At 63.6% G+C, this 12,965-nt stretch carries 10 protein-coding genes and 1 pseudogene; 2 read left to right on the top strand and 9 right to left on the bottom strand.

Features of this window, described 5'->3' with window-relative positions:
* Window positions 1-13: 13 nt before the first annotated feature.
* From FJV77_RS26680 to FJV77_RS26695, 4 genes and pseudogenes are all read right to left on the bottom strand, one after another.
* Window positions 14-1,336, bottom strand: a complete 1,323-nt coding sequence (locus FJV77_RS26680; protein ID WP_142869510.1) for a homoserine dehydrogenase — start codon at window positions 1,334-1,336, stop codon at window positions 14-16.
* A 163-nt stretch (window positions 1,337-1,499) separates the two neighbouring features.
* A complete protein-coding gene (locus tag FJV77_RS26685; RefSeq protein WP_142869511.1) occupies window positions 1,500-2,609 on the bottom strand; it encodes a mandelate racemase/muconate lactonizing enzyme family protein in 1,110 nt (369 codons plus the stop codon).
* A gap of 160 nt (window positions 2,610-2,769) precedes the next feature.
* Window positions 2,770-3,336, bottom strand: a pseudogene (locus tag FJV77_RS26690) (GntR family transcriptional regulator); the annotation flags it as partial.
* 107 nt (window positions 3,337-3,443) lie between these two features.
* A complete protein-coding gene (locus FJV77_RS26695) occupies window positions 3,444-4,232 on the bottom strand; it encodes a 2OG-Fe(II) oxygenase (RefSeq protein ID WP_142869512.1) in 789 nt (262 codons plus the stop codon).
* Between the two features lie 100 nt (window positions 4,233-4,332).
* Between FJV77_RS26695 and FJV77_RS26700 the strand changes: the two genes are divergently transcribed.
* Window positions 4,333-5,244: a LysR substrate-binding domain-containing protein gene (locus FJV77_RS26700; protein ID WP_142869513.1), complete on the top strand. Its 912-nt coding sequence runs from the start codon at window positions 4,333-4,335 to the stop codon at window positions 5,242-5,244.
* Between the two features lie 60 nt (window positions 5,245-5,304).
* Here FJV77_RS26700 and FJV77_RS26705 read toward each other — a convergent pair whose 3' ends face one another.
* The 3 genes from FJV77_RS26705 to FJV77_RS26715 are packed head-to-tail and all read right to left on the bottom strand — an operon-like array spanning window position 5,305 to window position 9,928.
* Window positions 5,305-6,459 (bottom strand): efflux RND transporter periplasmic adaptor subunit, encoded by a 1,155-nt coding sequence (locus FJV77_RS26705; protein WP_142869514.1) that lies wholly within the window; start codon window positions 6,457-6,459, stop codon window positions 5,305-5,307.
* 14 nt (window positions 6,460-6,473) lie between these two features.
* Entirely contained in the window at window positions 6,474-9,674 is a 3,201-nt protein-coding gene (locus FJV77_RS26710) for a multidrug efflux RND transporter permease subunit (protein WP_142869515.1), read from the bottom strand.
* Window positions 9,668-9,928 carry a hypothetical protein gene (locus tag FJV77_RS26715; RefSeq protein ID WP_142869516.1) on the bottom strand — a complete coding sequence of 87 codons (261 nt, stop codon included), beginning with the start codon at window positions 9,926-9,928 and terminating at the stop codon, window positions 9,668-9,670. The genes FJV77_RS26710 and FJV77_RS26715 overlap by 7 nt, the downstream gene beginning before the upstream one ends.
* A 242-nt stretch (window positions 9,929-10,170) precedes the next feature.
* On the opposite strand from FJV77_RS26715, the gene FJV77_RS26720 reads away from it, so the two are divergent.
* The gene (locus FJV77_RS26720) at window positions 10,171-10,752 is read left to right on the top strand and encodes a TetR/AcrR family transcriptional regulator (RefSeq protein ID WP_142869517.1); all 582 of its coding nucleotides are present in this window, start codon (window positions 10,171-10,173) and stop codon (window positions 10,750-10,752) included.
* Window positions 10,753-11,080: 328 nt separating this feature from the next.
* Here the strand turns inward: FJV77_RS26720 and FJV77_RS26730 are convergent, their stop codons facing one another.
* Together FJV77_RS26730 and FJV77_RS26735 are read right to left on the bottom strand one after the other, a co-directional pair.
* Window positions 11,081-12,103: a LacI family DNA-binding transcriptional regulator gene (locus FJV77_RS26730; RefSeq protein ID WP_142869518.1), complete on the bottom strand. Its 1,023-nt coding sequence runs from the start codon at window positions 12,101-12,103 to the stop codon at window positions 11,081-11,083.
* 64 nt (window positions 12,104-12,167) lie between these two features.
* On the bottom strand, window positions 12,168-12,962 hold the full coding sequence (locus FJV77_RS26735; protein WP_142869519.1) for an ATP-binding cassette domain-containing protein: 795 nt from the start codon (window positions 12,960-12,962) through the stop codon (window positions 12,168-12,170).
* Between the last annotated feature and the right edge of the window lie 3 nt (window positions 12,963-12,965).

Here is a 12,965-nt window from a genome sequence, read left to right on the forward strand (position 1 = left end):
TATTCCCGAAGGTTCAGGCAGCGTTGGTCACGAACCGTCCGTCCGACTGGTCGAGACGACGGCGGATCTGCGTTATCACCATCGAATCGTCGGGTACACAATTTTCATAGGTGAGAAAGTCGCCGGTCTTGATTGGTTTGACCACCTTGGCGCGTTCGGCAAGCCCGAGCGGCAGCGCACCCTTGGCGCGCGCGTCCTCCCAGGTCATGGCAAAGCCGCGATAGTCCGTCTCGCCGATCATGCCGAGCGATTGCCCGGCGCCGAGGTCGCTCTTGGCCACCGCCACCGCTTCGGCCACCGGATGATCGAGCGGCTCCATGTCGGCGCGCTTGTAGACGACGGCACGCGCAGCCGACAGCGGCACTTCCAGGCTGGTCAGGTGGTAGGGGCGGAAGATCGTGAAATAGGGGCCCTTGCCGACCTTGAGGTCGATCATCCGCTCCATGACGCGCGGATGCCTGGTTTCGATGACGCAGAACACGCCGGGCGCCACGCCCTTGCCTATGGAATAGTCGACCACGCCCTTGCGGTGCAGCACGCCGCCATCCTCGCGCGGGCAAAGCACGCTGGCGAGTTCCTCCAGCGTCGCGGTCGGGCCGTGCATGCCCGGCACGTCGGGCACCAGGCCCGTGGCGTTGGCGATCGCCACCATCTCGATCGCCGTCTTGGAGCCGTCGACGAACTCGACCAGCATGCGCGCATTCATGTTGCGCTCGGCCGCTTCCTTGGCGTAGTCGGCCGGCATGGCGTCGAACTTCAGCGGGTTGTTCTTGCCCTTGCCGGCGGCGATGATGTTGAAGCCGAGGCTGCGGGCAAAGCCGATGATCTCCAGCGTACAGGCAGGTTCGTCGCCGGCCGCTCCGGTGTAGACGACGCCCGCCTTGCGTGCCTCGTCCTTGAGGAAGCGCCCGATGGTGATGTCGGCCTCGACATTGAGCATGACGATGTGCTTGCCGTTTTTCATCACTTCGAGTGCAAACAGCGTGCCGATGTTGGGATTGCCGGTGGCGTCGATGATGACGTCGATACGGCCGGCCGCGGCCAGCGCGTGCAAATCCTCGGTGACAGCGATCTTGCCGGCCTCGATGACGCGGTCGATGGCAGACGCATTGGCGGCCTGCACGATGTCGGAACGGTCATGGCCGGCCAGCAGCGCTGCATCGATCGCCGCTTGCGGCCGAACCTCGGAAATGGCACCGATCCGCATGCCGGGCATCAATGCCACCTGGACGACGATATCGGTGCCCATCTGCCCGGCCCCGGCGAGACCGATGGTGATCGGGCCTTGAGCTTCAGCGCGCTGCAGAAGTTCCGCTGCAAATTGCGGATGGGCCATATCGTTCCTCCAGTCGTGACGCGCCGCAGCGTCAAATCATCATTTTGAACATTCCTATTTCTAAATGAACAATATTTCAACCGGCAATTTGGCAATCGTGGCGGGATTCAAGTTGGGGCTTCGAGCCGGTAGTTGATCGGCGTTGCCTTGATGCGCTTGATCTTCATCTTGAGCCGATCTCGAAGAATGGTTTGCCAAGGAGGCTCGGGTCGACATCGATGCCGAGGCCGGGTCCGTCGGGAATGCCCATATGACTGCCGGTGACCGGCGGGGCGTTTTTTGCTGTGCGCACCGTCACCCATTCATGGAAGGCGATGGCGTGCAGCCGCCGCTCTTCCGGCGTCGACAGCGACAGATGTGCCATCGCCGCGGTATCGATCTCGGCGCCGCCCGTATCCTCGACCGTGATCATGAAGCCCAGATCGACGGCGACGTCGCGGATCTGGCGGCTCCTGGTCACGCCGCCCAGCCGCGAGATCTTCAGCGTCAGCCCATCGGCTGCGCCCAGGCGGTGAACCTCCAGCATCGCCTCGAGAGAGATCACGGATTCATCCAGCACCATCGGCTTGTCGAGCATGCGGCGCACCGACATGTTCTCCTCGATCGTCGTGCAGGGCTGCTCGAATGTGTAGTCGATGCCGCGCGTGGCATCGGCGAACTGGCGCGCCTGGTAGGGCGTCCAGCCGGCATTGGCGTCGCAGAAAATCACCGTGCCTTTCGGCACAGCGGCGGCGACTGCGCTGACGCGCTCGATATCGTCGTGCACATTGCCGCCGACCTTGACCTGCAGGCGCCGACAGCCCTCGGCGATGATCCTCTTGGCCAGTGCCGACATCTGGTCGAGCGTGCCGTGGGTGACGACGCGGTAGGTCTCCGCCATATCGCTCTCGCGGCCGCCAAGCATGGTCACCAGCGGTACGTCGGCGGCCCGCGCCGCCAGGTCCCAGCAGGCCATGTCGAGCGCGGACTTGATGTAGGGATGGCCCTTGAAGACCGTGTCCATCAGCCGGCCGATGCCGGCGAGGCCACGCGGGTCCTGGCCGATCAGGTGCGGCGCGATCTCGACCACGCCCGCACGCGTTCCCGCCGGAAAGGCGGCCGAATAGAAATTGCCGAGCGGCGCCATCTCGCCCCAGCCGGTCACGCCGCTGTCGGAAGTGATGGCGACGATCACCGCGTCGAAGCAGTCGGCGACGCGCCCCTTGGACATGCGGTAAGGCCCGTCCACGAAGGGCTGCACGACGCGAAAAGCCTTGATGGTTTTGATCTGCACTTTGTCTGTCCGTTGTCGCTTGGTGTTGAGGAGGGTCAGCCCTTCGATGTCCGCTGTTCGAGGCCGCGCGCGCATAGGCAAGCAGCTCCTCGAAATCGAGGTCGATGTGCTCGCGGGCGTGGCGCTGGGCGGCGCGCATGTCGGCGCCTTTCAAGAGCCGCACATAGGTCTCGTGGACATCCTCAGCCGGCACCGGCTCATTGCGCGCCCGCTGGTGCAGGGCAAAATACATTTGCAGCCGGCTGGTCAGCCGCTGCCAGGTTTCCAAGAGCACCGAATTGTCGGCCCACTCGTAAATCAGCCCGTGCAGTTGCAGCGCGGTTTCGATCTGGCGGGTGGTGTCGCGCGCCCGTGTCGCCTGCTTCACCGCCTCGTGGCGGCTGTCGAGTTCGTCGAAGAAGCGTTGGTCGCGCTGCTTCCAGGTGCGCTCGATGGCGAATTCGTCGAGCACCTTGTTCAGCGAATAGGCGTCGTCAATGTCCTTGGCGGTGACATCGATCACAAAAGTGCCGGCATAGGGAATGCTGGTCAGGATGCCTTCCTGCACCAGCTCGCGCATCGCCTCGCGCAATGGCGCGCGGCTGACCCGCATCTGTTCGGCGATCCTCAGCTCATTGAGTTTCTGGCCAGGCTCCAGCTGGCCGGTCAGGATCGCGCGCCTCAAGAGCGCGACGATCTCGGCCCGACGTGTCGTATCCGCGATCGGACTGAAATCCAGCTTGGCCATGTCGCCACTCCAGTGAGAGCCGGAAACAAGACAAGCAGATTGTCGACAATCCTACAAGAGGCCATTTCTGCATTCTTCCAGCCGGACGGCGTGTCAGCCTTTTGGCCTCATGCCGCCCGACCGTAGAAGCCGACCCGCTCTTCTGGGCTGAACATCACACCTGGTTTCTCATAGTAGGAAAACACCGCGATCATCCGCTCGCGCTCGCCCTGGACCGTGGTGACGCGATGCGCGGTGTTCTTGCCGCGGAACACGTTGAGCGTGCCGGGCTTCACGCGCAGGATCTTGGCCTCGGGATCACGGCCTTCGAGCAGTTTTGCGACGCCGTCATAGTTGGGATTGTCGTCGGATCGCAGATCGGTGCGGTACTCGAAATCGCCGCCGCGCTCCGGCGCCTGCAGCAGAAGCGTGGTGGTGAATTCCGAGCGGTCGAAATGCCAGTTCAGCGCCTCGCCGGCGCGATAGGCCATGATATTGGTGCGCGCCAGTGGATCCTGCATGACATGCAGTCTGGCCTTGCCCATCGCTGCCGCCAGGAAGCGTAGCAGCGGCTCATATTCGTAGATGGCAAGCACGGTGCTGCCCGGGATCTGGTCGGCGCAGACCGTATGGCTGATGGTTTCGACCTTGCGCAGCGCCGGATGATCCGGAGCGAGTTCGGGAAGGTCCGGCTTAAAGTAGATGTTGTGCATGCGCTTGTGCACATGCGAGCGCGCCGCCATCACCGGCTGGATTTCGCCGACCGCCTTCTCGGCGACGCCTGGGCGCAGAAACCCTTCGAGATTGAACATGCCGTCGGCTTCGAGCGCCGCAACGGAGGTGTCCACCAGGCGCTGCCATTCGGGGCTGCCTTCGCGGTCGAGCGGGTAGCGGTCGAGATCGAGAATGTCTTTCATCGTCAAATGCTCCGGTTTCGAAAGCAGAAGACGACAAAAAAATCTTTCTCTCAACGCGGAAAATTATTAGGGTTGCACAAGAAAATATTGAGGAAGCGATATGGAGAAGCTCCCGCCTTTGAACGCCGTACGGGCTTTCGAGGTCGCTGCGCGCGCCGGCTCCTTCACGCTCGCCGCCACCGAACTTGGCGTCTCCTCGGCTGCGGTCAGCCAGCAGATCCGCAACCTCGAAAGCTGGTTCGGCAAGCAGCTCTTCGTGCGCAACGGCAACCGCATCACGCTGACCGATGCCGGCCATGCCATCTACCCGCAGACGGCTCGCGCCCTTGGCGACATAGCGGCGGTCGGCCGGCGCATGCTGGAAGGCGGCGTGCGGCCGCGCCTGGTCGTCAGCGTGCCGTTCTCGCTGGCCGAATTGTGGCTGGCGCCGCGACTGGCGGAGTTGCTTGACGGCTTCCCGCAAATGGCAATCGATATCCGCGTCGAGGACGATCCGGTCGATGTCATGCGCCAGAGCATCGACCTGCGCATCTCCTATGGCGACTATCACTATCCGGCGCTGCGCATGGTGCGGCTCGTGCATGACGAGGTGCTGCCGGTCGCGTCGCCCGATTTCCTGCAGCGCCACGGTAACCTCCTGGCGGATATGCATGAGAGCCAGTTCATCCACACCAACTGGGGGCCGAACTACGCCTCGCATCCAAGCTGGGCGGAGTGGTTCGCGGCGGCGGGCGGCAATCGTGCGCCGGACCCTTCGCACGGCCGCCGCGTCGGCCTGTCCAGCCTGGCGATATCGGCGGCGAGGCTGGGGCTGGGGGTCGCACTTGGCCAGAGGGCGATGGCTGATGCCGATCTCGAAGCCGGTCGCCTGATCGCGCTCTCGCCAGTCTGCGTACGGCTCGGTCAGCCCTATTGCGCCTTCATGCTGCCGGCGAAAGCCGAACGCGCCGACATTGCCGGGCTTGTTGCGCTGCTCGGAGCAATTCCAGGAAAAGTGCACGGCGCTCCATAAAAAACGGCGCCCTCGGCGTGGGTGCCGAGGGCGCCACAGAACCGGGGCTGATGGGGGTTATCAGCTGGCCGGTTTTTCCTGAGGCAATGGCGAGATCGGCATTCCTGGTCCGATCTTCTGCAGATTGCCCGTTATCACCTGGTCGCCTTCGGCGACGCCGGTCAGCACGGCCACCAGATCGCCGCTGTTCGCGCCAAGCGTGACGATGCGCTGGTCGACCGTGTTGCCCTTGCCGACGACATAGACATATTTGCCGAGCTGGCTCGAACCCAGCGCCACTTGCGGAACCATCAGCGCGTCGGGCAGCTGCTTGATGTGCAGCCGCACGCGGACATACTGGCCCGGCAGCAGCGAGAACTTCGCATTGCCGATGGTGGCGCGCGCCGTGATCGTGCCGGTCGAGTGGTCGACCGTGTTGTCGATGAAGGTGAGTTCGCCCTTCTGGCTGGCCTCGGTCTCGCCGGGCAGCAGCACCTCGACCTCGATCGGGCCGGCCGCGCGGGCCTGCTCGATTTCGGCCAGGTCCGTCTCGCTCGGATTGAAGGTGACATAGATCGGGTCGAGCTGCACCAGCGTGTTCAGCACCGTGCCGGCAACGCTGACCAGCGTACCGACGGATGCCTGGTTGCGGCCGACGCGGCCTGCGAACGGGGCGTGGATTTCGGCATAGCTCAAATTGAGCTCGGCCGTCCGCGCCGCCGCCTGGTTGACGGCCAGCGACGCCTCGGCCTGGCGCAAGGTGCTGGTGCGTTGGTCGAACCCGTCCTTGGCGAGGTAACCGCTCTTGGCGAGCTCGGAGCCGCGGCCGAGATTGGAACGCGCATAGTCGAGGCTCGCCTGGTCGCGCTGCACCTCGGCCTTGGCCTGGTCGAGAGCCGCCTTGAAGTCGTCGGGCGAGATCCTGTAGAGCAGGTCGCCTTTGCGCACATCCGCGCCGTCCTCAGCCGTCTGTTCGTCAAGATAGCCGGGCACCCGGGCCTGCAGCGTGACGCTGCGGATCGCCTCGATCCGGGCGGCGTAGTCGAGATAGATCGGGATCGTCTTCTTGACCACGCTCGCCACCGGCACCGGCATGACGAATGCCGCCGGCGCGGGCGTCGCTGCCGCCGTGCCGGCATTGAGGCTGAGATTGCCCATATCGAGGAAGTGAACGCTCGCCACCGAGATCGCCCCCAGGGCGACGGCCGTTCCCAAAGCTATTTTCCATTTACGCATTTTGGTCTCCAATTCTATTCGGCTGCTTCGGCCAGTCGCACGAGCGCTGGGTCGGCAGTCGGTTCATTGTTGTCCTGGCCACTGTGGTCCTGGTCATGGGCGGCGGGTTCGCTGCGCTCGCGGCCTTCGCGCAGCCGTTCGATGACTGCGTAGAAGACTGGCACGAACACCAGCGACAGAATGGTCGCGGCGACCATGCCGCCGAAGACGGTGGTGCCGATCGACTGCCGGCTTGCCGCACCAGCACCTGTCGCAAACATCAGCGGCAGCACGCCGAGGATGAAGGCGAAGGCCGTCATCAGGATCGGCCGCAGCCGCAGCCGCGCGGCTTCCATCGCCGCGTCGACGATGCTCAGGCCTTCCTCGCGCCGCCGCCTTGCGAACTCGACGATCAGGATCGCGTTCTTGGCCGCCAGGCCAATCAGCATGACGAAGCCGATCTGCGAGTAGACGTCGATCTGCATGCCGCGCAGGAACAGGGCTGCGAAGGCGCCGAACAGGGCCAGTGGCACCGCCAGCAGCACCATGAACGGCATCGCCCAGCTCTCATACTGCATCGCCAGGATCAGGAAGACGAAGACGATGGCGAGGCCGAAGACGACCGACGCGATCGATCCTGCCTTGAGCTCCTGGAAGGTGATGCCGGTCCATTCGAAACCGAAATCCCTGGGCAGCGCGGTGGCAGCGGCCCGCTCCATCGCGGCGACCGCCTGGCCCGACGAGAAGCCGGGGGCTGCGCCGCCGTTGATCGTGGCCGAGGCGTTGTTGTTGTAGTGCGGCACGGTTTCCGGGCCGACGAACGGCACCAGCTTGCCCAGTGTCGAGAGCGGCACCATGCCGCCGGACGCATTGCGCACATAGAGCCTCGAAATGTCGGCGGCACCCGCGCGTGCATCCTTGTCGGCTTGGATGGTCACCCGGAAGGTGCGGCCGAACAGGTTGAAGTCGTTGACGTAGAGCGAGCCGAGATAGATCTGCAGCGTGTTGAAGACATCGGGCAGGTTGAGGCCGAGCAGTTTGGCCTTGCTGCGGTCGAGGTCGTAGTTGAACTGCGGCGTCGAGGTCGAGAACGGCGAGAACAGCTGCTGCGGATTGATTTCCGGCTGCTTGCGCGCCTCGGCGATCACGGCTTGCGTCGCGTCGTTGAGGGCTGAGCTGCCGCGTCCGGTGAGATCCTCGACGACGAATTCGAAGCCGCCCGTGGTGCCGATACCCGGGATGGAAGGCGGATCGAAGGACAGCGCGAAGGCTTCCGGAATCTGCATCAGCTTGCCGCGCACGTCGGCGACGAGTTTCGACGCACTCTGGTCGGGGCCACGCTCCTCCCAGGGCTTGAGGATGGCGAACTCGACCGCCGAGTTCGACTGCGCAGCACTGGTCAGGAAGTTCAGCCCGCTGATCGAGCCGACGATGTCGACACCGGGCGTCGCTTGCAATATGTCGCGCGCTTTCTGCGCCACCGCGTCGGTGCGTTCCAGCGACGCGCCGTCAGGCAGCTGGATGACGACGAAGAAGTAGCCCTGGTCCTCGACCGGAAGGAAGGTCGAAGGCAGCTTCTGCCAGACGAAGTAGGTCGCGACCAGTCCGGCTGCGAACAGGCCAAGCATGATCCAGCGCAGCCGGATGAGGATGCGCACGCCGTGGGCGTAGAGATGCGAGAGCTTGTCGAAGCCGCTATTGAACCAGCGGAAAGGCGCGAATTGCGTCTCGCCGCGATGGCGCAGGAAGGCGGCACTGAGCGCCGGACTGAGCGTCAGCGAATTGAAGGCGGAGATGCCGACCGAAATCGCCACCGTCAGCGCGAACTGGTTGTAAAGCTTGCCGGAGACGCCGGGAATGAAGGCGACAGGCACGAAGACGGCCATCAGCACCGCGGTGGTGGCGATGATCGGTCCGGTGACCTCGGCCATCGCGGCCTTGGTCGCCGCCAGCGGTTTCAGCCCGGCCTCCAATTGTCGTTCGACATTTTCCACCACCACGATGGCGTCGTCGACGACGAGGCCGATGGCCAGCACCATGCCGAGCAGAGAGAGCATGTTGAGCGAGAAGCCGAGCATCTCCATGACGACCATCGTCGCCACCAGCGACACCGGAATGGCGATGGTCGGAATGATCGTGGTGCGCCAGCTCTGCAGGAAGATGAACACCACGGCCACCACCAGCACCAGCGCTTCGCCGAGCGTGATCAGAACGTCATGCATCGAGGCCGAGACGAAGCGCGTCGTGTCGTAGTGCATGGCATAGGAGACGCCCTTGGGGAAACGGGCCGACAGCTCCTGCATCTTGTCCTTGACGCGCTGCTGCAGATCGAGCGCGTTGGAACCGGGCATTTGGTAGACGGCGAGCACCACGGTCGGGTCCTTGCCGAAGAAGGCCGACGACGAATATTGCAACGCACCAAGCTCGATGCGGGCGACGTCGCGCAGCCGCACCAGCGAACCGGTGTCCGTATTGGCGCGCACGACGATGTCGCCGAACTCCTTCGGGTCGCTCAGGCGGCCGACGGCGTTGACCTGCATTTCGAAGGCGGTGCCGGCGGGCGCCGGCGACTGGCCGATCTTGCCGGCTGCCACCTGGACGTTCTGTTCCGAAATGGCATTCTGGACGTCGACCGCGGTGATGCCGAGATTGGCGAGTTTGTCAGGGTCGAGCCAGACGCGCATCGAATAGCGCCGTTCGCCGAAGATCTGCACATCGCCGACGCCGGGCAGGCGCTTCAGCGGATCGACGACCTGCAGATAGGCCAGGTTGCTCAGCGCCACCGGATCGACCGAACTGTCGGGCGAGGTCAGGTTGACGATGAGGACGAAATTCGGATTCTGCTTCTTGATCGTCACACCACCCTGGTTGACGATCGCCGGCAGCGACGAGGCGGCTTGCGAGACGCGGTTCTGCACGTCGACGGCCGCGGTGCTCAGCGGATAGCCGACATCGAAGGTGATGGTGATGGTCGAGGAGCCGTCATTGGAGCTCGACGACGACATGTAGGTCATGCCTTCCACGCCGTTGATCTGCTGCTCCAGCGGCGTCGTCACTGTATCGGCGACCACTTGCGCGCTGGCGCCCGGATAGTGGGCGCTGACCACCACCTGCGGCGGTGTGATGTCGGGAAACTGCGAGACCGGCAGCAGGAAATAACAAATCGTCCCGGCGAGCACCATGATGATGGCGATCGCCGAGGCGAAGATCGGACGATGGATGAAAAAGTTTACCACGACACGCAAGCCTCTTTAAATGAATGGGCCTCTTTAAATGAATGGTCAGACCGGGACAGCCGCCGGCTGCGCGCCGAACCCGGGTCCTGCAAAAAATACGAAGACGGCGCCGCGCCGCTGAGGCCCTGCTCATCGGCCACGGTCCTCAGCATCGCTTCGAAGGCGCGCGGGTTGACGCGGTCCGCCTTCATCACCAGCCGGATCATCGGATCCCGGATGGCTTCATCGATGGTCAAATCCTTGCGCTGCGACATTGGAGCGTCTCCATTCCAGCGATTCGCATCGGATGATCGCGAACCGGTTTTCATCTCTTCACCGGCCGGAGCCGCATGAACCGCAATTTTCACCCTTTGTGACCTGGCAGGACCAGTTCACGGCCTTGTTATTGACGGAAGGCTACATAGGTGTTACCAGTAAGTAACATTCGGATAGTTACAGACCGGTAACACCCTAGTCAAGAGGTGGACCGAAAATTTAGGGAGACAAGGAGACTGCGATGGCAGACGGCATTACGGATCGCGTGCGTCCCCGGGATCGAATCCTGGAGACGGCGCAGGACATGTTTCACAAACATGGCATCAAGGGCGTCGGCGTCGACGCCATTACGGAAGCCGCCGGCACCAACAAGATGACGCTGTACCGTCATTTCGAGTCCAAGGACGAGCTGATCGTCCAATGCCTGCGCGCATCGGCAGCCAAGGGCGCCGCGATATGGGGCGAATTCGAGGCTGAGCACCCTGGCGACAAGCTGGCCCAACTACATGCCTGGGTCCACAAGGTAGCCGAGACGCTCGCCACGGACGGCCGCGGTTGCGACATGGCCAACGCCGCCGTCGAACTGACCGAGCTCGACCACCCGGCCAGGAGCGTGATCAAAGAACTCAAAGGAGCCCAGCGCGATCGCCTTGTTGCGCTTTGCCGCGATGCCGGCATCGGTCAGGCCGAGCTTCTCGCCGATACGCTGTCGCTGCTGTTCGAGGGTGCGCGTGTCAGCGTGCAGACCATGGGCTGCCAGGGCCCCAGCACTCAGTTCGTGCGCATGGCGGAAGGCCTGATCAGCTCTTTCAGGGCACGCTGAACTCCAAGCTCCACGTGGAAGCTCCCGCCATCCGGCAGGGGCCGCGGGTGTTTGCCAAGCGTTGACCGTCAACGGCAGATTCATGTGGGAATGAAAAAAGCCCGCTGCCGGGAGGAGGTGGCAGCGGGCTCGATTTCGAACGAGATGCGGGAGGAGGTGCACCGCGTTCAGCGCCGGCATCGCATCTGGGAGGAGTAGATGGCCGACCACCAATACCTACGAGTTGCTTAATGATTCGGCAACCATAAAAGATGCATAGCTGCTGTGCAGATTTGCGGCAGCTACCCCGACTTGTCGGACAAATAGGAAAACCGCCACGGCGCAAAATTCACTGCACCGGCACGTTTTCCTTGAAGATCAGCCGCGGCTCGATGAACTTCTTCGTCAGATAGGGCGCGGCTGACGCGATCGAGCCGAGCAGGCGGATCACCGATTGCTCGGCGATCAGCCGCGCATTCTGGTCGATCACGACGTCAGCGAGGTCGTCGACGAGATAGCCGCGCGTTTCCTTCGTCAGGTCGTGACAGATGAAGACCGGCTTCTTCTTCGGCCTGGTTTCGAGCAGCGCTCTGGCCACGCCTGAGCGTCCGGCGCCGACGCAGTAGATGCCGAGCAGGTCCGGCTCGTTGTGCAGCGCCTGCATCGTGGCGGCATAGCTGCCCTCCGGCTCGTCATTGATCTCGACGGCGCTTGAGACTGTGAGGTTGGGGAACTCTTCCGACAGCACCGAGCGGAAGCCCATTTCGCGCTCCTCATGCCCGCGATAGGAGCGCGAGCCGACCACCATCGCCAGATGGCCCTTATGGCCGTTGAGGAAGCGCCCCATCAGCAGTGCCGCCGTGCGCCCGGCGACCCGGTTGTCGATGCCGACATAGGCCGAGCGCGGGGCCGCCGGAACGTCTGAGACCAGCGTGACCAGGCGGATGCCGGCCTCGACCACATCACGCAATATGTTGCGCGTCCTGGGATGATCGACGGCGATGACGCCGACGCCGTTGGCCTTCAGCGACAGGTTTTCGACCGCCGCCTGCAGTGCGGCGGGCGAAATGCCGGCAAGGTTGTGGATGCGGCACGAGGCGACCAGCGGCAGGCGCGCCGCATAGTCCTCGATATGCCCGGCCAGGTCGACCATGAAGCCGTTGGCGCCGATCGGCAGGAAGAATTCGAGATGCGCCGGCCGCGATGGCAGCGTCACCTGGTCGACCACCGGCAAGTAGCCGAGCTGCTTGGCCGCTTCCATCACCCGCTGCCGGTTGGCGGCGCTCGCGCCGGCCCGGTTGTTCAGAACGCGGTCGACAGTCGCGGTCGACAGGCCGCAGCTTCTGGCAATGTCAGCAACGGTGGCTTTCATGGCTGTAGTCATAGAGCATGATCCCGAAAAGTGGGAACCGGTTCTCCGCAAGGCCGATGGCCACTCAGCCGTGCGATGGCCTGCCTTCGGCGATGGCGTCGCGGATCTCCTTGTCCGACATCCCGGTAATGATGCGTTCGACTTCAGCGACCGTCGTCTTCTTCGGATCGATGTCGTCGGCCACCACCTTGCCCCGGCGCATGACGACGATGCGGTCGACCACCTGGAAGACGTGGTGGATGTTGTGGGCGATGAAGATACAGGAATGTCCGGAATCGCGCGCGTTGCGCACGAAGCTCAGCACGCCTTGCGTTTCGGCGACGCCGAGATTGTTGGTCGGCTCGTCGAGGATGATCAGCTCGCTGTCGAAATGCATGGCGCGCGCGATCGCCACCGCTTGCCGCTCTCCACCTGACAGCGAGCCGATCGGCGTCGTCGGCGGGATGTTCTTGGAAATGCCGACCTGTTTCAACAGGTCGCGGGCGACCACGTTCATCGCCTCCTGGTCCATGCGGTTCAGAAAGCGCGGCGGCTTGATCGGCTCGCGCCCGAGGAACAGGTTGCGCGCGATCGACAGCTGCGTGACCAGTGCGGAGTCCTGGTAGATCGTCTCAATACCGTGCGCGATGGCGTCGCTGGTGCTGCGCAGATTGACCTTCTTGCCGCGGATGAAGATGTCGCCACTGGTCAGTGGCACGGCGCCCGACAGCACCTTGATCAGCGTCGACTTGCCCGCGCCATTGTCGCCGAGCAGGCCGACGATCTCCCTTTCGTTGACGTGGAAGTTGGCGTCCACCAGCGCCTGCACGCGCCCGTAGGATTTGCGGATGTTCATCATGCGGATGAGCGGTTCAGCCATGGT

Source organism: Mesorhizobium sp. WSM4306, assembly GCF_007003975.1.
Classification (GTDB): Bacteria; Pseudomonadota; Alphaproteobacteria; order Rhizobiales; family Rhizobiaceae; genus Mesorhizobium.

What these genes read in the sequence shown, in the direction of transcription:
- FJV77_RS26680 (WP_142869510.1), bottom strand. Translation starts at nt 1,336, where the DNA reads ATGGCCCATCCGCAATTTGCAGCGGAACTTCTGCAGCGCGCTGAAGCT.
- FJV77_RS26695 (WP_142869512.1), bottom strand. Translation starts at nt 4,232, where the DNA reads ATGAAAGACATTCTCGATCTCGACCGCTACCCGCTCGACCGCGAAGGC.
- FJV77_RS26700 (WP_142869513.1), top strand. Translation starts at nt 4,333, where the DNA reads ATGGAGAAGCTCCCGCCTTTGAACGCCGTACGGGCTTTCGAGGTCGCT.
- FJV77_RS26705 (WP_142869514.1), bottom strand. Translation starts at nt 6,459, where the DNA reads ATGCGTAAATGGAAAATAGCTTTGGGAACGGCCGTCGCCCTGGGGGCG.
- FJV77_RS26715 (WP_142869516.1), bottom strand. Translation starts at nt 9,928, where the DNA reads ATGTCGCAGCGCAAGGATTTGACCATCGATGAAGCCATCCGGGATCCG.
- FJV77_RS26720 (WP_142869517.1), top strand. Translation starts at nt 10,171, where the DNA reads ATGGCAGACGGCATTACGGATCGCGTGCGTCCCCGGGATCGAATCCTG.
- FJV77_RS26730 (WP_142869518.1), bottom strand. Translation starts at nt 12,103, where the DNA reads ATGAAAGCCACCGTTGCTGACATTGCCAGAAGCTGCGGCCTGTCGACC.
- FJV77_RS26735 (WP_142869519.1), bottom strand. Translation starts at nt 12,962, where the DNA reads ATGGCTGAACCGCTCATCCGCATGATGAACATCCGCAAATCCTACGGG.